Annotated in this window: 17 protein-coding genes and 1 pseudogene; 5 read left to right on the top strand and 13 right to left on the bottom strand. The window is 53.1% G+C overall.

The genetic code is table 11. From position 1 onward, the window contains the following. Positions 1-189: 189 nt before the first annotated feature. Positions 190-543, bottom strand: a complete 354-nt coding sequence (locus tag NWF35_RS04005; protein ID WP_301237784.1) for a nuclear transport factor 2 family protein — start codon at positions 541-543, stop codon at positions 190-192. A gap of 411 nt (positions 544-954) precedes the next feature. Here NWF35_RS04005 and NWF35_RS04000 point away from each other — a divergent pair, with 411 nt between their 5' ends. Both NWF35_RS04000 and NWF35_RS03995 read left to right on the top strand, forming a co-directional pair. Continuing rightward, positions 955-1,065, top strand: coding sequence for a 3-hydroxyacyl-CoA dehydrogenase family protein (locus NWF35_RS04000; protein ID WP_301237783.1), 111 nt, complete (start codon positions 955-957; stop codon positions 1,063-1,065). A gap of 164 nt (positions 1,066-1,229) precedes the next feature. Next, positions 1,230-1,681, top strand: a pseudogene (locus NWF35_RS03995) (acetyl-CoA C-acyltransferase); the annotation flags it as partial. 388 nt (positions 1,682-2,069) lie between these two features. Here the strand turns inward: NWF35_RS03995 and NWF35_RS03990 are convergent. The 3 genes from NWF35_RS03990 to NWF35_RS03980 are packed head-to-tail and all read right to left on the bottom strand — an operon-like array spanning position 2,070 to position 4,941. Further along, on the bottom strand, positions 2,070-3,545 hold the full coding sequence (locus NWF35_RS03990) for a sodium:solute symporter family protein (RefSeq protein WP_301237782.1): 1,476 nt from the start codon (positions 3,543-3,545) through the stop codon (positions 2,070-2,072). Next, complete coding sequence (locus NWF35_RS03985; protein ID WP_301237781.1) at positions 3,542-3,742, bottom strand: DUF3311 domain-containing protein; 201 nt, start codon at positions 3,740-3,742, stop codon at positions 3,542-3,544. The genes NWF35_RS03990 and NWF35_RS03985 overlap by 4 nt, the downstream gene beginning before the upstream one ends. Then, positions 3,739-4,941, bottom strand: a complete 1,203-nt coding sequence (locus NWF35_RS03980; RefSeq protein ID WP_301237853.1) for a M20 family metallopeptidase — start codon at positions 4,939-4,941, stop codon at positions 3,739-3,741. Before NWF35_RS03980 ends, NWF35_RS03985 begins: the two co-directional genes overlap by 4 nt. Before the next feature lie 809 nt (positions 4,942-5,750). Between NWF35_RS03980 and NWF35_RS03975 the strand changes: the two genes are divergently transcribed. The 3 genes from NWF35_RS03975 to menE (NWF35_RS03965) all read left to right on the top strand — a co-directional run bounded on the left by NWF35_RS03975 (position 5,751) and on the right by menE (NWF35_RS03965) (position 8,865). Further along, positions 5,751-6,089 carry a hypothetical protein gene (locus NWF35_RS03975; protein ID WP_301237780.1) on the top strand — a complete coding sequence of 113 codons (339 nt, stop codon included), beginning with the start codon at positions 5,751-5,753 and terminating at the stop codon, positions 6,087-6,089. 77 nt (positions 6,090-6,166) lie between these two features. Then, positions 6,167-7,351 (top strand): acyl-CoA dehydrogenase family protein, encoded by a 1,185-nt coding sequence (locus NWF35_RS03970; RefSeq protein WP_301237779.1) that lies wholly within the window; start codon positions 6,167-6,169, stop codon positions 7,349-7,351. Further along, positions 7,348-8,865, top strand: a complete 1,518-nt coding sequence (gene menE, locus NWF35_RS03965; RefSeq protein WP_301237778.1) for an o-succinylbenzoate--CoA ligase — start codon at positions 7,348-7,350, stop codon at positions 8,863-8,865. Before NWF35_RS03970 ends, menE (NWF35_RS03965) begins: the two co-directional genes overlap by 4 nt. Before the next feature lie 232 nt (positions 8,866-9,097). Here menE (NWF35_RS03965) and NWF35_RS03960 read toward each other — a convergent pair whose 3' ends face one another. From NWF35_RS03960 to NWF35_RS03920, 9 genes are all read right to left on the bottom strand, one after another. Further along, entirely contained in the window at positions 9,098-10,690 is a 1,593-nt protein-coding gene (locus NWF35_RS03960; RefSeq protein ID WP_301237777.1) for a long-chain-fatty-acid--CoA ligase, read from the bottom strand. 303 nt (positions 10,691-10,993) lie between these two features. Further along, positions 10,994-12,544 (bottom strand): o-succinylbenzoate--CoA ligase, encoded by a 1,551-nt coding sequence (gene menE / locus NWF35_RS03955; RefSeq protein WP_301237776.1) that lies wholly within the window; start codon positions 12,542-12,544, stop codon positions 10,994-10,996. Between the two features lie 103 nt (positions 12,545-12,647). After that, positions 12,648-14,219 (bottom strand): acyl-CoA carboxylase subunit beta, encoded by a 1,572-nt coding sequence (locus NWF35_RS03950; RefSeq protein WP_301237775.1) that lies wholly within the window; start codon positions 14,217-14,219, stop codon positions 12,648-12,650. Next, a complete protein-coding gene (locus tag NWF35_RS03945) occupies positions 14,216-15,379 on the bottom strand; it encodes an acyl-CoA dehydrogenase family protein (RefSeq protein WP_301237774.1) in 1,164 nt (387 codons plus the stop codon). The genes NWF35_RS03950 and NWF35_RS03945 overlap by 4 nt, the downstream gene beginning before the upstream one ends. 12 nt (positions 15,380-15,391) lie before the next feature. Then, entirely contained in the window at positions 15,392-16,546 is a 1,155-nt protein-coding gene (locus NWF35_RS03940) for an acyl-CoA dehydrogenase family protein (RefSeq protein ID WP_301237773.1), read from the bottom strand. Beyond that, the gene (locus NWF35_RS03935) at positions 16,521-16,892 is read right to left on the bottom strand and encodes an AtuA-related protein (RefSeq protein WP_301237772.1); all 372 of its coding nucleotides are present in this window, start codon (positions 16,890-16,892) and stop codon (positions 16,521-16,523) included. Before NWF35_RS03935 ends, NWF35_RS03940 begins: the two co-directional genes overlap by 26 nt. Further along, positions 16,873-18,258 (bottom strand): acyclic terpene utilization AtuA family protein, encoded by a 1,386-nt coding sequence (locus tag NWF35_RS03930; protein WP_301237771.1) that lies wholly within the window; start codon positions 18,256-18,258, stop codon positions 16,873-16,875. The genes NWF35_RS03935 and NWF35_RS03930 overlap by 20 nt, the downstream gene beginning before the upstream one ends. A gap of 4 nt (positions 18,259-18,262) precedes the next feature. Further along, positions 18,263-19,258: an enoyl-CoA hydratase-related protein gene (locus tag NWF35_RS03925; protein WP_301237770.1), complete on the bottom strand. Its 996-nt coding sequence runs from the start codon at positions 19,256-19,258 to the stop codon at positions 18,263-18,265. Beyond that, positions 19,255-20,781 (bottom strand): class I adenylate-forming enzyme family protein, encoded by a 1,527-nt coding sequence (locus NWF35_RS03920; protein WP_301237769.1) that lies wholly within the window; start codon positions 20,779-20,781, stop codon positions 19,255-19,257. The genes NWF35_RS03925 and NWF35_RS03920 overlap by 4 nt, the downstream gene beginning before the upstream one ends. Position 20,782: the final 1 nt, after the last annotated feature.

Genomic DNA, 20,782 nt, shown 5'->3' with positions numbered 1-20,782 from the left:
AATCCTATGCTTCTCTGAACCGTGTTTGATCATCAGGTTGCGCTATTCTCCCTGCCGTAATACTCAAATGTCATACGGTGGAAACACCCAACAATTGAGATTACCCGGCATATGACCTTAGGATGTGTCCGGCAAATCTCTCGGACGATTTACGCGACACATCCTCAACACCCACATAATTGTCTATCATCATAGTTGTACATACCATACCTGTTGAATCAGTCCATCTCTCACTTCGTAAATGGCGATCGCTTCCAACGGTTCTCCATTCCGTCCGGTGATCCGCTCATGGTCAATCACATAGGGTCCCATGGAAATCCGTTGAATCAACTCGGCGTGTATGTTGGGATTTTGTTCAAACAGCCGGGTATAATGTTCTCTCATCTCGTCGAGACCAGACATGATAGGTTCACAGGGATGGTCGTACACCATAACATAAGGGCTGTATACAGATAGAAACAGCTCCAAATCATGGTGGTTGTAGGCTTCCAACTGGATTTGCACCAATTGTTCAGGTGCTTCCGGTTTCGCTGTTTTCATCATGATTGTCTCCTCCCCCACCCCGGTTCCCTTTTTATTCTTTTTTCTCCCCCGCAATTCCTACTGATGGGACGAAACTTTACCAATAATCTAACTTAAAATATATACCAAGACGAGCAGTTACTGTATAATGCCAGTGCATCCTAACTGCAGTAACAAGACAAATCCCAATATTCCCCTGATATATCTCTGCTAACACATCCGCCGTCATTTTGTGTCCCGCGGCTAATTTACCATTGTGCCATTTACGCAGGAATTCATTCGCGGGCAATTTCATTTAAGCGAAGCGTTACTTTACTTGCGGTCCTGCACTTCCCGGTTCAGAGCGGCCAAGACCGACTTCCTAGCAGGGAGCAGGTGGAGCGATCCGGAAAAGCGAAGTGGACCGATTCATAAGATTCCACCTCAGCCACTTTGTCCCGTCCGCCCCGATTTATCGAGGAGAAAGTGGAAAGAGGGGAACTGGGACGGAAGACGGGCAAAGGGTTTTATGAATACGACGAGAAGGGGCGAATTCGTTCATAAACCGAGTCGAAACCGAGAGAAGGGGGGCACGGCTATCATTGGCCCTATTTTATGAGGGTGAACGCCGAGCGGTCTAATAATTTTTATAAAATTTGAAAATTACAGTTTATAATGCCCAAGCGCACCGCCATTGAGGGTCTTGCTTCCTTGCGCTCGGTGTTTGCACGGTGACGGCCGGAAACTCCAGCGGCATCAATGACGGAGCCGCCGCGTGATCGACTTGGAAAGAGCGGTCAACCACCACAACTTAAAACCCATAGGCCGGATCATAAACTGGGCTGTCGCCGGCGTCCCCCCGGAGATCATGGGCATCGGTCCGGTCCCGGCCTCCCGCCTGGCTCTGGATCGAGCGGGGCTAACCCTTGACGACGTCGACCTCATAGAGATTAACGAAGCTTTCGCCGCACAGTGCCTGGCTGTGGAGAAAGAACTGGGGCTCAATCGGGAGATCGTCAATGTCAACGGCGATGCCATCGCCTTTGGTCACCCCGTGGGGCTAGTGGCGCCCGCATCCTTCTCACCTTGCTGTATGAACTAAAGCAGCAAAAAAAATTGGCCTCGCCTCTCTCTGCATGGCGGCGGCCAAGGCATCAGCATGGTAGTAGAAGTGGTTTGACTGGCTTCAGCCCACCCCACTAAAAACTGGGGGTGGATTTTTCTTTTGTTCATGGGTTTAAGCATGGTACAGCTTGGTACAGCGACATCAGTTGCTCATGTGCCTCCCGTACTTTATCTGGTATCAGGCAGCGAAATAGTCCCCAATGTACCCCAACGATGGAATCACCAATGCATGGTTTGTCGGTGCTTCTGCAATCCGGCCCCCGGCAAATCATCACCAGCAGCCTGAATCCCGTTTCTCCGCCAACGGAAAAACCGCCAGGTTATTGGCGGCTTAATAAGCAAACGTCCCAAGGGGAAAGCCGCGAACAAATGGGTATAACTCCGAAAGACCTTGCCCAACTCGATACCCCTAAATGAGAAAAAGCGGAACAGTACACCACCTCTTACGTCACTGACGCCGTCCCGTGTCTCGAAACTCGTACATTTCTAGTGAGTAAGCTTACAATAAACATCACTACGATGTTGACGATAAGTGCCACAATACCCGGGTTCAAATCCTTCACGGCCTGAGGCAAGAATGGCATCATCGATCCGATAGACGTATTTGTGACGGTCATGTATACCACTACGATCTCACCGACGAGAATCCCGTAGAATGCACCCGCCCACGTCACTGGATTGTGTCTGAACAAACTGAAGAACAATGACGGGAAGAACTGTATGACGAAACTGTATCCCATCAAAAGCAGGGCCACTATTGTTTGGCCACCATTAGATGTGAAATAAAGCGAGACGAGGGCTATAATCGGGACCAGATAGGTGGCAAGCTTGGCTATTTGACCGTCCGTCGCGCGTGGTCTAAACACCTTGTACAGGTTCTTCGATATCAACGTTGCCGTGGCCATCAACAGCAAGGATCCCGGTACCAATGCGGCCAAGAGACCAGCTGCTCCAATCACCCCGACAAACCAAGGCGGGAAAGCGAGCTTGGATATTTTGAGCAAGGCTAAATCCTCGGTAGCTCCTTGGAGACCCGGAACTTGTAAAATCGCTGCAAATCCGACAAAGAACACAAATAGCAGAACTAATTGATACAGTGGAAAGACAACCGCATTTCGGCGAAAGACCCGCTCGTTTTTTGCTGTGTAGATAGCGGTAAAACCGTGAGGCCAGGTATAAAAACCGAGGGAGGTCAACAGGATGGTGGAGATGAACCAGTAGACGCTCATGCCTTTATCCGGTAATGTGAGCAATTCGGGATGGGCGGCGTCAATCGCATGGAACATTTGCGTAAAACTTCCATAATAATGGATGGGTAAATAGAGTCCCAAAAAAACCACGACCACCAGAATAATGATATCCTTGAGAACCGATGTCCAGGCCGATCCATGAACGCCGGAAATCATCACAAAAACCGTAATGGAAATAGCCCCGATCCAAATGGCGAGATTCGGAGAAATACTTCCATAGGATGCTTGGGACACAATAATGCCAAGACCTTTGAGCTGTAACACAAAATAAGGGATCATCGCCACAATCCCGACAATGGATACCAAGATGCCAAGAGCGGGACTGTTATATTTATACACAAAGTAATCCGACTGAGACACGAGTCGATTCTCTTTGGCATAACGCCAAATGGGAGGCAGCAACCAATAGGAGATGATGAATGCGATACACCCGTAGGCGAGAATGTACAGGGCGGGCGCACCTTTTCCGTACGCCCACCCACTGGCGCCAAGAAACGTAAATGTAGTATAGATCTCACCAACACTCAACAGAAAGACAAACACTGTACCGAAACTGCGACCACCGGTTGTCCATTGCTCAAAGTTCATCGTCTTGCCCTTTTTTGCGCGAATGCCGAGATAAATGCTTATCAGCAAGAACGCAAAGATGACGATCAGTGCCACATTCATTCTGCGTCACCCCCATGATTTGATGGATCCATCTTGTAAACCACGAACATGATCATGCTGGTCAAGACCACCCACAGAACAATCCAGAACATGAGAAACGGCATGCCAAGCACAAAGGGATGTATACGATTCGCAAAAAAGACCCCAACGAGAATCCCGAGAATAGGAAGAGCACCCAACCAGCGAAACAGTCTCATGACGCTACCCCCCTTATCGGTTGTTCTTGAAGCAGTTTGAAAACGCCGTTTACAAAAGCCAGCACACCGATTGACAACGCATCCTCATCCACCGTAAATCGGGGATGATGGTGCGGATAAACAATACCCTTTTCCGTATTGCCGGCCCCAATCAAGAAAAACGTCCCCGGTGCTTTTTGCAGAAACGCGGAAAAATCTTCGCCACCCATCGATGGCACCGCCTCTATAACCGCTTCGTCTCCTAACACCTCAATCAGCGCTTCTTTCAGCAAGCTCGTTACCCTCTCATCATTGATGACCGGGCGGTACCCATTTTCATATACAAAATCGTAGGTCGCTCCGTGCGCTTCGGTCACCCCCTTGATGATCTGTTCCATTAAGCGTGGCACTTCCTCTCGCAGCTCCGGGTTGAACGAGCGCACCGTACCGACCAGCTCGATCGCCCCTGGGATTACGTTATGCGTCGTCCCCCCGTAAATCTGCGTGACTGAGACCACAAGCGGATTGAATGGATCTGTATTTCGCGACACAATATGCTGCAGATTGGTGATCACTTGAGCGGCGATTGCGATGCTATCGACAGTCATATGGGGTTGGGCTGCGTGACCGCCCTTGCCTTTGATGATGATGCGAAACACATCAGGTGCCGCCGTCACCGGACCGGCTGCAACCGCAATTTTGCCAACCTCCAGTGGTGACCACAGATGTGCTCCAATCACCATATCCACACCTTCCATGACACCCGCATGTACCATTTGTTCGGCACCACCTGGGAACAACTCTTCCGCATGTTGGAACAGAAAGCGTACTTCGCCGCAAATCTGGTCCTTCATACTGGAAAGGATCTTGGCAGCGCCAAGCAACATCGCTGTGTGGCCATCATGACCACACGCATGCATGACACCGGGATTTTGAGAGGCAAATTCAAAGGAATTCTCTTCTTGAATCGGCAATGCGTCCATGTCCGCTCGTACTGCAACCGTACGTCCTGGTAGATTGCCGATCAATCGAGCAACCACACAGGTTTTCGTCGGTCTGGACAACTCGAGTCCACCAAAGGAAGCAAGCTTATCGTAGACGTACTGCGAAGTTTGCTCCTCTTGAAAAGAGAGTTCAGGATTTTTGTGTAAATGACGTCTCCAATTAATGACATCGTTTTTCACCTGTTCTACCAGATTGCGATAATGATCGTCTACAATTGACACAGCAAATAACCTCTCTTTCGATTTGAATTCAATATACTCAAAATTTTCTATGATCGTCCTCCCCCGAGGAGACCGCCACTTCTCCCCCGATCTCGTAATCCTCAAAGTACGTGTCGAACATTGTATCTATCCCCTTTCGTTTTTTAACTGCACTGGGAATAAATGCAAGATATGTGCCAGCCAAGGCTCTCTCGTCCAACACGCTGGTCATGTCCAAACGATGCTTTTAAAAAGCTTTCAGCACATCTGGCGCCTTGTGGTAAGGGTGCAACATGTTGGTTGCTGAATGTAATCGTCTGCGATTTTCCTCCAATCATCCCCTATACAAATAGTCATACAATTGTGGGAATTGCAACACATTTGTCTTATTATTCGTACAACTGAGTCCCCCTTTTCTCCTTGGATCATTGGCATGGTTTATGCGTATAACATGAGCGCGAAAGCGTCTTTAGGAAGGAAGTCCAATGCCGCGACCATTCGCCGGGTTGTGAAAGCGTTTCCCAATTCTGCGTATGAGAAATGAGGGCATCACCTACGAGGGCTGGAGTTGAGGGCAAACACCGTTACCGCCTACCTGTGACCCAGGGGATAAACTGGGGGTTCATCTGCCGAATTGCCCGGTAGATCAATTCGATCTTGACAGGAAAGTAAATTATGAACTCCCGAAGAGTCGCATGGGAAATTGTTGGGGACATGGGCGACCAACAGTCTGTTCTTCATCCCGGGCTTGAATGGAGTTGAAGCAACATTTGCTGGGGGAGACATTAAAAAGGATAGAAATCAGGTGGGGGAGTGAAACTATAGTGAATCCTGATATCTCCTATTCATTTGAACCGTTTGTGGAGAAGAGGGAAAGATTAGATTTTTACCGAGATGATTCTTTTCTGCAAAAACTGGTCTTGCGATACGGCGGGGAAAAAACCCATGAACAGGCACTGGTATTCTCTCCTAAAGTTTCTTATAGATGGAATAATCTAGTTGACCGGGCGATCCGGTCAAACCCTCCTGAGTTGCAACATTATGACGCTTTCAACCGTCGGGTGGATCGCCTTGTACGTCCTTATGAAATCGAGATTCTGGAGAAAGAGGTCTTTTCGGAAGCGTTATTTTCTGAAAAAAGTATCCATTTGAAAGCTTTGTGAAACGCTTGTTGATAAACGAACTTGGCGAATCAGGGATCGCCTGCCCGCTTGCATGCACTGAAGGTTTGATTGCTCTTTTGGATCAATTTCCCGACGATCGTATTCCGGAATTGGAGCAAATTCTGGCACACTGCAAAGAAGGGATCAATGGGAATTTCGGTATCGGAGCCCAATTCATGTCGGAGATGCACGGGGGGTCAAATATCCCCGCGAACCTGGTAACCGCCGTTCCTGACGGAAAAAAGTTCAAAATCTACGGTAACAAATTCTTCTGTTCGGCGATTCATGCGGATTATGCGGTCGTGACAGCCAAAGTTAATGGGACAGACCATGTCGGTGTCTTTGTGATCCCGTCTTGGCTCCCGGAAGAAAAGAAGAAGGAACAACGTAACGGTTACGTGATCAACCGCTTGAAATCCAAGATGGGGACGGTGGAGCTGCCCACCGCGGAAGTAGATTACCAAGGGGCTGTCGCCTATCCGGTGGGACCGCTTGAAAAAGGAGTGGCCCATGCGGTTGGCATTGTCTTGACCCGTTCTCGGCTTGCCATAGGTTTGGCCAGTGCAGCGCTCATGCTACGTGCAGCGCGAGAAGTCCGATTATACAGTGATTTCCGGGAAGTGTTCGGACGAAAAATCCGGCAGTATCCCCTGGCAGCCCGCCAATTGGAGGAAATAGAAACGACCACCCGGCGAACTGTCGCCGGCGTATTCAAAATTCAAGATGCTTTCAACCGACTCTCTTACCATCCCGGGACAATAAATTCCCCAGACATTAAAAAGAGACGGTTGATTCTCCGGGAACTCATCCTTCTGCAAAAAGTCTTCACGGCAGAGGAAACCGTGGAAGTTTTAAGAACAGCCATCTCGTTGTTTGGCGGCTACGGGGTGATGGAGGATTTTTCGTCGTTGCCCCGATTGTTACGTGACGCCATGATCAATGAATTATGGGAAGGGCCTAAAAACGTGCTCCTGACCCAGGTTTACCGGGATCTCCAAAAAGCACAGGAATGGTATGACCCAGAGATTTTTGTAAAGGACTCCTTACATGGAGCGGATCCCCTTCAAATCCAGTCTCTTTCGTCCACTTTGAAAGACTTGCTCAATCGGCCGTTGCTGGATCATCCTAATGCAGAATCGATGAAGACAGCCGAAGAATGGGAAGTTTTCTGCCAAACCTTCTTCAAGATATATCAGGAACAAGCGTTAAAAGAAGCGGAGGAGGCTGAAACTCGAATGACTGCGGGGGGTGAGAGGGTATGAAAGTCAATTTGGGGGATATTTTGACCCAAAGGTCCCGTATTTCACCGAAATTAGAAGCGTTGGTCGGGGAAGGATACCGTTATACGTTTCAAGAATTCAACATCCGGGTTAATCAGTTCGCCTCGTTTTTATTAAGGAGAGGCTTGAGTGCGGGAGATCGGTTGGGGATCTTATGCCGAAATCACCATCAACACGTCACCGCTTTTTTTGCGGCTGCCAAAATCGGTGTGGTCACCGTCCCCCTTAACTGGCGGTTGCCGGCTTCGGGACTGGATTTTGTCCTGCAAGACGTACGGGTATCTGCGTTGGTGTATGACGCTGAATTTGGAGATACTGTCCATCAGTTGGGATATCGACATGCCATATCCCTTATCATTCGAGTCGGGGGATCGGGGGAAGGAATCGAGTTTGAATCGGCCATTCAAGACCAATCGTATCAAGAGCCCCCCGTCGTCATCGGCGGCGACGCACCGGCAGTTATTATGTACACATCTGGAACGACGGGAAAACCTAAGGGAGCGATATTGAGTCACAACAACTTCTTCGCGGCATCGGTGGGAACCGTACGGATTCTGGACTGGCGGTACCGGGACCGGTTTTTGTCAGTTACTCCTCTGTTCCACATTGGCGGATTAAACCCGGTTGTTGTCAACGTGCATACCGGAACCACCACTTATTTCATGCCGGAGTTTCATCCATCACGAGTATGGGAAGTGATCCAGGAAGAACACATCACACACATGATGTCGGTGCCAGTTATGATTCAGGCCATGCTGCAGGTGCCGGAGATTGAACGGGTCGATCTTCCCGCATTGCGGTTTATCCTTTGTGGCGCGTCGCCGGTTTCGAAAGAATTGATACACGCCTACCGTGAAAGAAACATCCAGGTGGGACAAGTATACGGAACTACCGAATTTACCGGAGGCATCACTTTTTGGACCCATGAAATGGGCTTGGATCGAGCGCATTCTGCGGGGAAAGCTTTATTTCACGGAAAGATAAAAATCGTGGACCCTTCCAGCGGTCAAGAACTGCCTCCGGGCGAGATCGGGGAGATCGTCTGCTCGGGTCCCCAGACCTTCCAGGGATATTGGAATCGACCGAAAGAGGCCGAAGCGTCTTTAAACAACGGGTGGTTCCATACTGGGGATCTCGGAAAGATGGACGAGGAAGGATTTCTATATGTGGTAGACCGATTGAAGGATATGATTATAAGCGGGGGGGAAAACGTTTACCCCGCGGAAGTGGAAGCAGTCATCCGTTCTCTTCCTGGTGTAGATCAAGTGGCCGTGGTCGGAGTTCCGGACCCACAATGGGGCGAAGTGCCTAAAGCTTACGTTGTTCCCAAGCCGGGAATAGATATTGACGAAAAAGAAATCATCGAACAATGCAAAAGCCAACTAGCAAAATTTCAATGTCCTCGTCTAGTAGAATTCATTCATCAACTACCTCAGAATGCGGTGGGAAAAGTATTGAAAAGCGAATTAAGAAAAAGAGAAAGAGTGGAAAGATAGAAGATCCGTACCTATGGACAGCCTTTGAGATGGATTAGCTTTTTCATTTGAATCCGTAACAAAAAGCGGGGAAAATGAAGTGCCCCCTTAAAGTGGACACGCAATAAAAAAGTGTGCGTAAATACCACTTAAAGGGGGGCTTTTCCTGGATCATCAAAACTTACTCTTAGCAAGCTTCGTTTTGTGCTCTAAAATATCGCTTTCCGACCGTAGTAAAAGACTCTTTTTGCCGTTACCTGTTGGGGATCTCTTGGGTGTAAAGGTCCTTAAGCTGTTCCCTTAAGCGATGCTTCCGGATTTTCCCAGTGCCCGTCCGGGGGAATTCTGTCACAACTTCGATCCGTTTGGGCACTTTAAACCCGGCCAAGGTTTCCTTGCAAAATGCAATCAATTCCTCCTCATTAGCGGATTGATCCGGTTTGAGAATGACCACTCCGGTGACCGCTTCCCCCCACCGAGGGTGGGGGAGACCCACCACGGCGGCTTCCTGGACCGCCGGGTGTTCCATCAACCGGCGCTCCACTTCGATGGAAGCCACGTTTTCACCACCTGTTTTGATCATGTCTTTCTTCCGGTCGGTAAACCAGACTACCCCTTCTTCGTCTATATAGCCCACATCGCCGCTGTGGAGCCAGCCGTGTTTAAAAGTCTCCTCCGTCGGCCCGGGCAGGTTTAGATACCCTTCCATCGCTTGGGGACTGCGGTATACGATCTCCCCGGTCTCCCCCCTGGGCAACAGGTTGCCCTCATCGTCCATGATTCCGATCTGTACGCTAGGTGTGGCTGCCCCCCAAGATGCCGCTTTTACCCACTGGTGATGCGGACGCTGGAAGGTGGTGGGGGGAGTCAGCTCCGTCTGCCCTGATCCCAGAAGGATGTTGGCGTTGGGAAACAGATCCTGAATCTCTTTGATTCGCGTCCGTGGCATGGGGGCCATGGCGTAGATGGCCAGGCGCATGGAGGAGAAATCCCTTTTTTGTGCCGTCGACTCTGCTTGAAGAGCCGCGTACATCATCGGCAGAAGCGCCGTCATGGTTACCCGCTCCCGCTCCAGTGCGACCGATACCTGTTTAGCGTCAAAAGATTTTTGCAATATCGTCGTCGCGCCGACAAGCAGGGCCGGCAGGGTGATTGCGTTGAGTTGGGCGCAGTGAAACAGAGGTAGGACCGCCAGGACGGTATCCTTTTCGTCTAGTTTAAGGGTCAGGGCTGAAGAGAGGGAGGTGATGGTGACGGCAACGTGGCTGGTTAGTACCCCTTTGGGGTGGGAGGTGGTACCGCTGGTGTAGAGGAGTTGGACGATGTCCCGATCCTCCACCACCTGTTCCACCTCGGCAGGATCCCCTTCCTTCAGCAGGCGGTTGAAAATATTCCCTCCGTCGGACATCGGCTGTTCCGCCCCGTACCAGATGATGTGCTCGATATCCTCCAGTTCCTTCAGCACCGGGGTGATCATCTGGGCAAACATGGCATCGACGATCAAGGCTTTCGCTTGGGCGTCCTTCAAGCAGTAAGTGATCTCCGGCCCCTTCAGCCCCAGGTTTATTGGAACCGCTACGAAACCGGCTTTGGCGCAGGCAAAATAAGAGACCAAAAATTCCCATGAATTGAGAGACATGATTCCCACGCGGTCCTGGTGCGCAAGGCCCAGGTTTAAAAGAGCATCGCCCAGGCGGTTGGCCCGTTCGTTCAACTCTTTGAAGGTCAGTGAGACATCTCCGTCTTTGACCGCGACTCGCTCCGGAAAGCGCCAAGCTGCCCTGGTCAGGATATCCCCCACACACGCTCGGTGGATGAGGTTATACTCCAATTTGCTCACCGGCATTTTTATCCCTCCGATATATAAAATGGAAATATATTTATTTAAAAATCAATTTTTAGTATTCTGAGTGGTCCTTGTCCCACTGTTATTGAGTTAGATACAATGGTTTGGCGGGTCTCGGTAGCAAAACCCCACAATTGGATGTCTAAGCAGGACTAACCTACTGCCGCCTTGTGGGTACACCCGGTGATACCGTGGGACTACATGGGATGTGATGGCCTCCTAAACTTAAATGTTTGTCCAAAACGGAAACGGACTGCAGACGCTAAGGATCAAAGAATCCAACGCCTTCAGGCGTGTGGAGCGTCAACTCTCCAGTACCTTGATTTCTTCTTCTCTCAACATCCTTTTTAGCACCTTGCCCGTGGCGTTTCGCGGTAATTCGTCGACAAAGCGGAGCCGCTTCGGGATCTTGTACTTGGCCAGCTTCCCTTGGCAGAAGTCTTGGATTTCCTTGAGGTCTATCGGCTGTGCTCCCTCCTTGAGGGCCACCACCGCCATGGGAATTTCTCCCCACTTTTCGTCGGGAATGCCGATTACGGCCACTTCTCGGATGTTGGGATGCTGGTAGAGAACCTGCTCTACCTCGGTTGGGTAGATGTTTTCTCCGCCGGAGATCAGCATGTCCTTTTTACGGTCAACCAGGTAGTAAAATCCTTCCTCATCCTGTCGGGCCAAATCCCCCGTATGGAACCAGCCGCCCCGGAATGCTTCCTCCGTTGCCGTGATGTTGTTCCAGTACCCTTTACAGATGTTGGGGCCCCGCAGCACCAGCTCACCGATCTCCCCGGGGGGAACATCCCGATCCCAATCGTCGACGATGCGGGCTTCCACGTGTATGCAGGGCCGGCCTACCGACCCGTTTTTTCTTGTTGCATCCGCGTTTCCCAAAATCATGGCAGAGGGTGCGGTTTCCGTCATCCCGTATCCTTCCAGAAAACAAAAGCCTCGATCCTGATAAAAGCGGATCACCGGCAAGGGGCAGGGAGCTCCTCCGGAAATCAGGGTGCGTAGCGAAGAGAGGCGGGTGGGATCAAAAAAAGATGACTGCATTAAGGCTGCCCACATCGCCGGCACGAGGAAAAGGAGCGTGATCTTTTCCTGATCAATTGTTCTGATCACCTCTTCGGGGTCAAACCGGGGAAGGAGGACGACGGTGGCCCCTTTGTATAGGGCGGGTGTCGTCAGGATGTTCAGTCCCCCGATATGAAAGAGGGGAGCGACGGTCAGAATGATATCATTCGACTCGACGTTGATCTCGCTTAAAAAGACGTTGATCGCGTTCCAGACGGTATTGCCATGACTCAACATCGCCCCCTTGGGCTTACCTGTCGTCCCCGAGGTAAACATCATCAGGTGGATATCCTCCAGGCCGACATGGACGCCCGGTTCGGAATCATCGGCCCCTTTTATCAGTTCCTCATACTCCAGGTCCGACTCCATCCCCGAAAGGGCAGGGTCCATCGTCACATAAATACCGTGGAGTACTTCCGTCTCCCAGCGGATCGGCTGGAGAAGATGGGTGAAATGGGTATGGTAGAAGGCGACGTGAACACCGGCATCCTGCAAAATGGTTTTCACTTCTTGGGGGCTTAGCCGGAAGTTGACGGGGACGAAGATGGCACCGATTTTGGCACAGGCGAACAGGACCTCGATAAAATGAGGAGTGTTTAAGAGGATCCCCGCCACCCTGTCCCCTTTGCGCACGCCCTTTTGCAACAGGGCGTGGGCCAACCGATTGACGCGACGGTTCAATTGGCTGTAAGTATATGACCCGCCGGGAAAGATGAGAGCGGTTTTTTCTCCGGAAATCTCCGCGCGCCTGGTCAGCCACGAACCGATCCCGCCTACATTCATCTAAACCGCCTCCTTAAAGCGCTTACATAAATCTTTTTATACAATCGCCGAAGGAAAGCCTTATGGCTTCCTCCGGCGTTGAAGCCTTTTTCTCTGACGGGGATCACACAGGGAAAACACCGTGTTTTTTCCAGGGGCGTTCCACTGTCTTGCCCCGGGTTCGCTCAAGTGCTTGCACCAAGACCCTCCGGGTTTCCGCCGGGGCGATGACGTCGTCGATGAGGGCGGCGCCGGCTGCCAACTCCGGGCTGATGCGCTTCTTATACTCTTCGATCAGCTCCTTGCGGCGGGCCATAGGGTCTTCCGCCTGAGCGATCTCTTTGCGGAAGATGATATTTACGGCGCCCTCCGCCCCCATCAGGCTGATTTGGGCGTTGGGCCACGCGACGATTAGATCCGGCTCAAAGGCCCGGCCGTTCATCACGTAATATCCTGCGCCAAAGGCTTTCCGTACTACCACGGTGAGCTTGGGCACCGTAGCGTTAGCAGTGGCATGGAGGAACTTGGCTCCGTGTCGGATGATGCCCTGCTTTTCCACGGCGGAGCCGATCATAAAGGCGGGGGTGTCCACCAGGTAGACCAGAGGGATGTTAAAAGCGTCGCACAAGTTGATAAACCGGGCCGCCTTGTCCGAAGCGTTGACGTCGATGGCTCCACCCAACCACATGGGCTGGTTGGCCACGATGCCTACGGAGTATCCGCCGATGCGGGCGAAGGCGGTGATCATATTGCGGGCCCACTTGGGCTTCATCTCGAAAAACTTGCCGTGATCGACGATCTCTCGGATAACGTTTCGCATATCGAAGGCACGGTTGGCCTCCACTGGCACCAGTTCGTTCATCTTTTCGCAGAGCCGGTCTGCCGGGTCATCGGTCTCGACGATCGGCGGCAGTTCCCGGTTGTTTTGCGGAAAGTAGCTCAGGTACTCCCGGATCGCCTCTATGCAGGCTGCATCATCCTCCACCTCCAGGTCACCGACACCGGAGACTTCACAGTGGATTTTGCTGCCCCCCAACTCCTCTTCTGTCACGTCTTCGCCGATGGCTGCCTTCACCAGGGGAGGGCCTCCCAAGGCCATAAAGCTGGTGCCCTTGACCATGGGGACAAAGTCGGCCAAGGCGGGGATGTAGGCTGTCCCGGCGGCTCCCGGGCCCATTACGGCACACACCTGGGGGATCACCCCGGACATGATTACCTCTTCGAAAAAGATGTCCCCGGTCTCGGCGAACCAGGAACCGGCGGCTTCCTGGATACGGGCCCCCGCGGAGTCGATGAGCCAGATGATAGGGATGCGGTTTCTAAGGGCCCACTCCCGCATACGAGACACTTTTTTCTCCCCAACAGTTCCCATGGACCCGGCCATGACAGTAAAATCATAGGCGGCCACGCAACATAAGCGCCCGTTGATCTTCCCGTAGCCTGTAATCACCCCGTCGGCGGGGGTTTTTTTGCCAGCCATGTCCCCAGTTTTCATCTGATGATGGGCTAACACCCCCATTTCCACAAAGGTGCCCGGGTCCATCAACAGATCGATCCGCTCCCGTGCCGTCAGTTTCCCCAGTTTGTGTTGCTTTTCGATGGCAGCAGCCCCGCCCATCTCTTCGCGAATCCTCCGCTTTTTTTCCTGCAGGGCTTGGATCAGGTTGTGAATGGTGGGTTGCTCTTTGGTCTTCATTTGTCTCCCCCTTCGTGTAGACCAAGTTGTTTCACCAGGATTTCGTTCATGATTTGGGTTGTTCCACCGCCGATGGACGCAAGGCGTCCGTCCCGCCAGTAGCGCTGCACGGGAAATTCCATCATGTAACCATTGCCGCCGTGAATCTGTAAGGCGGCGTCGGTCACCCGGCGGACCATCTCACCCGCGTAGGCCTTAGCCATGGTCGTCTCCTTGAGCGCGTCCTTACCTTGGTCGTAGAGGTAAAGAGCCCAGTAGGTAAGGTTTTTTGCCTTTTCGATGTCTACGGCCATGTCCACTATCCTATGCTGCAGCACCTGAAACTCTCTGATGGGGCGGCCGAACTGGGTCCGCTCCGCGCTGTAGAGAATGGCATCTTCCAGGGCTTTTTCCGCCAATCCGATGCTCTGTAGGGCCATGCAAATTCGCTCCCACTGGAAGTTTTGCATGATGTAATAGAAGCCCCGGTTTTCCTCGCCGATCCTGTTGTTCGCCGGCACCCGAACATCCTCTAATATTAGCTCCGCAGTATCGGAGGAGCGCCATCCCAGCTTGTTCAGCTTTTTGCCCACGGTAAATCCAGGCTGATCTCTCTCCACGATAAACAGGCTGATCCCCTTGTGTCCGGCCGCCGGGTCGGTTTTGGCGGCGACAACCACCCAGTCAGCATTGACGCCGTTGGTGATAAACATCTTGCTGCCGGTGAGGATGTAATGATCCCCCTCTCGGCGGGCCCTTGTCCGGATCGAGGCGACGTCGGATCCGGCACCGGGCTCTGTGATTCCCAGGGCGGCGATGGTTTCCCCACGGATCCCCGGTGCGAGATACTTTTCCTTCTGCTCATGGCTGCCGAAGCGCCATACCGGGGTCATGGCGATGTTGGTGTGGGCCCCTAGGGCGGCGGCCACGCCCCCAGAGCCGCACTTGGTCAATTCCTCCGAAAAAACGGCGTCTGTAATGTATCCAGCGTCGCTGCCTCCATACTCCTCGGGAAATTTAATTCCTAGAAAGCCCAGCTCCCCGGCTCTTAAAAAGAGAGAACGAGGTACTTCCCCGGCTTTTTCCCACACCTCTACATAAGGGATGATCTCCTTTTCAACGAATTTTCGAACGCTTCGGCGAAACATATCGTGTTCTTTGTTGAAAATCCAGTGTCCCAATGCCCATCCTCCTTAACCCTTTAATCCCATCCGGTCGGCGATGATCTCCTTCATGATCTCATCCGTCCCACCTCCGATGCGATACAGTCGGGTGTCCCGCCAGATCCGGGCGATGGGGTATTCTTCCATGTAGCCGTACCCTCCGAAGATCTGCAAGGCCCGGTCCGCCACCCAGTGAGCCATCTTCGATATGGCTAATTTGGTCATGGCGATTTCTTTGCTGGAGATCTTCCCCTTGGCAAACCGATAGGCATTGGCATAAGTCATCTGCCGGCAGGCCTCGATCTCCGTGGCCATCTCCGCCAACAGGTGGGAGATCACTTGGAATTGGCCGATAGGACGATTAAACTGCTTTCGCTCTTTGGCATACTGGACCGCCAGTTCATAGACGTACTGAGCTAGCCCCAGCCCCAAGGCGGAGCCGATCATTCGCTCTCCCTGCAACTCCCACATGATGTGATAAAACCCTTTTCCTTCTTGGCCCAACAAATGGTCCGCAGGCACCCGAACATCGTCGAAGATGATCTCCGCCGTATCCGAAGAGCGATTTCCCACCTTGTCCAGCTTGCGGCTGACGGAGACGCCGGGACGATCCAGTTCCACCAAAAAGAGGCTGATTCCCTTGTACCCTGAGACGTTGGATGTACGGGCCACCAGGGTGATGAAGTCGGCCCGGGGTCCGTTGGTGATGAACGTCTTGTTGCCCCGGATCACCCATTCGTCGCCATCGCGGACGGCTCGGGTTTCAATGCTAGCCACATCGGAGCCGTGGTTGGGTTCGGTGATCCCGAGGCAGGCCAATTTCTCCCCGCGGATGGCTGGGGTAAAAAACTGTTCGATCTGTTCCTTAGTGCCGAATTCCAAGATCGGCGGCGTGGCCATATCCGTCTGTACGGCGATGCTCAAGGGAAATCCGCCTGCGCCGCAGCGGGCCAATTCCTCAAATAAGATGATGGAGGAAAAATAGTCCCCACCTTGACCCCCGACTTCCATGGGATACCGCAGTCCGAGAAAGCCCAAGTCTCCCATCCGCTTCAGGATTTCCCGTGGATATTCGCCCTTTTCCTCCCACTCGTTCACATAAGGGGTCACCTCTTTTTGAACGAAGCGGCGTACTGTACGGCGAAGCTCGTCGTGTTCCTCAGTAAAGTAGGGAAGGGTCGGCATGGTCTTTCCACCTTTCCCGCAAGATTTCATCATCTACTTCAACCTTCATGCGCTGCAGGTTGCTCCCGAAGCATTTTCCTAGGTTGTCGGTACGAAGGGAGGAGGAACCGCCACCGCCCAAGGCTTCCCGCATGACGAAATTGAGTGCCAAGAGGTTGGGCACCTCGTAGCGGACCACCTCTCCGTGGACGAGGCCCTTGAAGTGCTCCTTCACACGCTCCGCCGTGACCTCCTTCAGAAATACACGATAGATAGCCTCATCGGGGGCAAAAAGGGCCACGTTGACGGAATTACCCTTGTCCCCGGCCCTCACCTGAGACAGTTCCTTAAGCTGCACCCGTGCCATCGACACCCACCACCTCCACATGGATCTCCACACTGTTTTCGATCAGCTCTCGGGGGATCAGGGTGGACCACATCCCCACCAGCTGACGGGTTTCCATCCCGGTTAACCCGCCCAACCCTGGGGGACCGTTTAAAGCCAGAGGAGGAAAGAGGCGGCGGAATTTGGCAGCGTCCGCTTTGGTTTTGGCACGTACAGCCATGCGTAAGTAAACCTCGTTCAGCTCCTCTTCATCCCCTTGGACCGTCGAACCGTGGAGGGAGTTGTAACCGACAAAGGAGGTGTGGATCTCCTCATACTCCCAGCCCCGGCGAGCCATTATGTTACGGATGATCCGCTCGGCCGCCCGGGCCTTCTTCATCGCATCCGGCCAGGCGTAGCCAATCATCACCTGCCCCATGTAACCGTCTTCGTACCCCATGACCGCTTTCAGCGCATCCGGCCGGGGTTTTCCCGTGGCTCCTTTGACCAACACTCGGTTCAACCCCACATCCTTCAGGGTAGCTGTGGTGAAGTCGACGACCACGTCTGGGGTGACGTAAGCCGCAGGATTGTGGATCTCGTAGAGCATCTGCTCCTTGACGGTGTCCACACAGACCAGACCCCCGGTACCCTCCGTTTTCGTCAAAACAAAGGTACCATCGGAATCTACTTCCGCCACCGGGAAGCCAATCCGATCCAGATCGTCGATTTCCCACCAGTTGCCGCTGAAGTTGCCCCCGGTGGACTGGCCGGAACACTCCATCAAATGGCCCATCAGGATCCCCTGGGCCAATCGGTCCCAATCCTCTTCCCCCCAATCGAACTCATAGATCAAAGGGGCTAGAAACTGAGCAGTGTCCGTGGTCCGCCCTGTTATCACCACGTCGGCACCCCGCCGGAGGGCTTCCACGATGGGCCAGGATCCGAGATAAGCGTTGGCGAACATCAGAGGAGCCTTCAGAGAGTCAAAGCTCCTTCCCGTCTCCAAATCCTGCAGGGAGACTCCTTTTCCCCTCAGTTCCGCAAGGCGGGGGAGAATGTCGTCCCCGGTGACCACCGCCACTTTCAGATCTTCAAGCTCCAGCTCCCGGGCGACCTTGATCACTTCCCGCCAAGCGCCCAACGGGTTGATTCCGCCGCCATTGGTCAAGATTTTAAACCCCTTTTCCCTGGCGAGGGGAAGGAGTGTTCTCATCGCCGAAGGTACGTCCTTGGTATATCCCGCATCGGGGTCCCTCGTTCGGTCCTTAGCCAGGATGGCCAAGGTCAGCTCCGCCAGGCAATCGAAGCAGAGGTATTGGATCTCTCCCCGTTTCGCTGTTTCGACGGCCGGCTCCAAGGTGTCGCCGTAAAAGCCCTGCGCCGCTCCTATCCGCACTTTTTTCATTCGTTCACCGTCCCTTCCACACCGGTTGCCGTTTTTCCAGAAAGGCAGTCGCCCCTTCCCGAAGGTCTTCGCTCATAAAGGAGACCATGCGTAAATTGCCCAAGTAGTTGAAGGACTCTTTCAGGCCCATCTGCTTCGTGGAGAAAAAGGCGTCAAGGCCCAGCCTCAGCGATAAGGGGCTGTAGGAGGCGATTTGTTCCGCCACTTTCCGTGTCTCCTCCCTTAAGCGGTCGTGGGGCACCACCCGCTGTACCAGGCCCAACTCCCTGGCTCGCTCTGCGGAGAAGACCTCCGCCGTAAGCATCATCTCCAAGGCATTCTTTTCCCCCACAGCCCTCCGGATCCAGGGCAGAATGACAAATGGGACGAGGCCCAGCTTCAACTCTGTGGTGCCGAATTGGGCCTGATCCGAGGCGATGGCCATGTGACACATGGCAACCAGTCCGCATCCGCCCCCGAGGGCCGGGCCGTTCACCGAGGCGATCAACGGCGTCCGCACCACTGCCCCTAGCTCAAACAGTTGGTTGGACCACAAGGCTTCGTCGTACAGCTGTGGGGCGGGCTTGGAGAGGTTTTTCTTAAACTCCTTGATATCCCCCCCGGCGCAAAAGGCGGAGCCCCGTCCCGTCAGCACAATCACCCGCACTTCCTGATCTACGTCAAGGGCCCGGATCGCGTGGATCAACTCCTCCACCATGCGGTTGGTCAAGGGGTTGCGGTATTCGGGGAGATTGAGCTCTACGGTGGCGATATATCCGTCAACGACGACGGCAATTTCACGAAAATCCAATATGAAATCCCCCTTTCCCTCAATCGATTTCCAGATGAAGAGGGTATCGCCCTCCTGGACGAATTCCCCTTCCTGCTTGCTGACTTCCTTCACCCTTCCAGCGGTTTCCGCCGTCACCGGAATCTCCATTGATTCTAAAATGGCCACTTCCTGCCCCGCTTCCACACGGTCCCCCGATTGAACCAGCACCTTCCACAGGTTGCCGCTCATATGTGACTGAATCTTCGATCTTTATCCTCCTTAAACATTTCTTTCAGCCGCCGTTTGTCCACCTTACCGCTCCCTGTGCGGGGCAACGCTTTCAGCAACTCGATGCGTTTGGGGCATTTGTAGCCGGGCAGGCGGTCGTGGCAAAAGCGTTGAATCTCCTCTACCGTCACCCCTACTCCTCCAGGGACGATCACGGCTGTCACCTGTTGGACCCAACGGGGGTGGGGGGTTCCGATTACTGCCACCTCCAAGACCTTTGGATGTTGAGAGAGGACGTTTTCCACCTCCTTGGGGTAGACGTTTTCACCTCCGGAGATGATCATGTCATCCAACCGGTCCACATAGCGAAAATATCGGTTTTTGTCCCATTGGACCAAATCCCCCGTCTTCAGCCAGCCGTCTTTCAATCGTTTTTCGTTCAAATCCTCCCGCTTCCAATAGCCGGGGGTGACGGTATCCCCTTTGACGTACAGGAAGCCGGTTTCATCCATCCCCGGCAAAATGACGTGTTCTTCCCCGGGAGTGATCACCTTAGCCTGTATCACCTGTTCCATGGCCCTACCCATGAAACCCGGGAGGGTCTTCTCCCCCGTACAGTAGGTGATGGAAAGCCCCGTCGTCTCCGTCTGGCCGTAGAGCTCGATCAAAGGCGTCCCCAATTCCCGCTCTAAAAAGGATATTATTTCCATAGGAGTCGCCGATCCACCGAAAACGATAAACCGGTAAGAGGAAAGTGGCTCTTTTTCTTCGGGATGAGCCTTTAAATAGTTAGCGACATCCACCAGCATCGTAGTCACCAAACCACTCCAGGTCACCTTTTCGTTCCGGCTGGCCACAAGCCACGCTTTGGCATCCCACTTGGGAAGAAAACTGATGGTGCCGCCAGTAAACAGGGTCGGAAGGGTGGAACATTGCAACCCCCCGACGTGGAACATGGGGATCGGGAGCAAGAGGTGATCCTTATGGGTGAGATCCCAGGCGTCGATGACCATCTCCACCGAAGAGCTGTTATTGCGGTGGGTCTGCCGTACTCCTTTTGGCAACCCCGTGGTGCCGCTGGTGTACATCAACATCGCGTCCTCATCGTCCCGCTTGGGGCAGATCGGGATCTCTTCCGCCGACTGGCGGTAAATATGAGTCAGGTCTTTTTCCAACAGGAGCAGGCGGAGGGCATCTGTCAGCCCCTTCAGCCGTGTAATATCCCCTTCCGTTGTGACCAGCCATTTAATTTCCGCATCCTCCAGCACAAAGCGCAGTGACTTCCCATGAAAACGGTAATTCAGGGGAACCGCCACACCGCCAAGGATCCAGGTTGCGTACAGCAAAATTAGATAATCCGGGCAGTTCGGTAGATAAACCCCCAGTTTATCCCCTTCGCGAAAACCCTTGGATCGCAGGTAGGCGGCGACGGCGTTTGCCCTCTCCTCCAGCCCTGCGTAGGTGATCTGCTCATTTTCCATACGCAGGGCGGTTTGATTAGAAAACGCTTTCACCGCCCGACGGATTCCGGCGGCCACATTCATT

Source organism: Polycladomyces subterraneus, assembly GCF_030433435.1.
GTDB classification, from domain to species: domain Bacteria; phylum Bacillota; class Bacilli; order Thermoactinomycetales; family JIR-001; genus Polycladomyces; species Polycladomyces subterraneus.
Note: the sequence above shows the minus strand (reverse complement) of the source record. Positions and strands in the feature narration are given on the sequence as shown.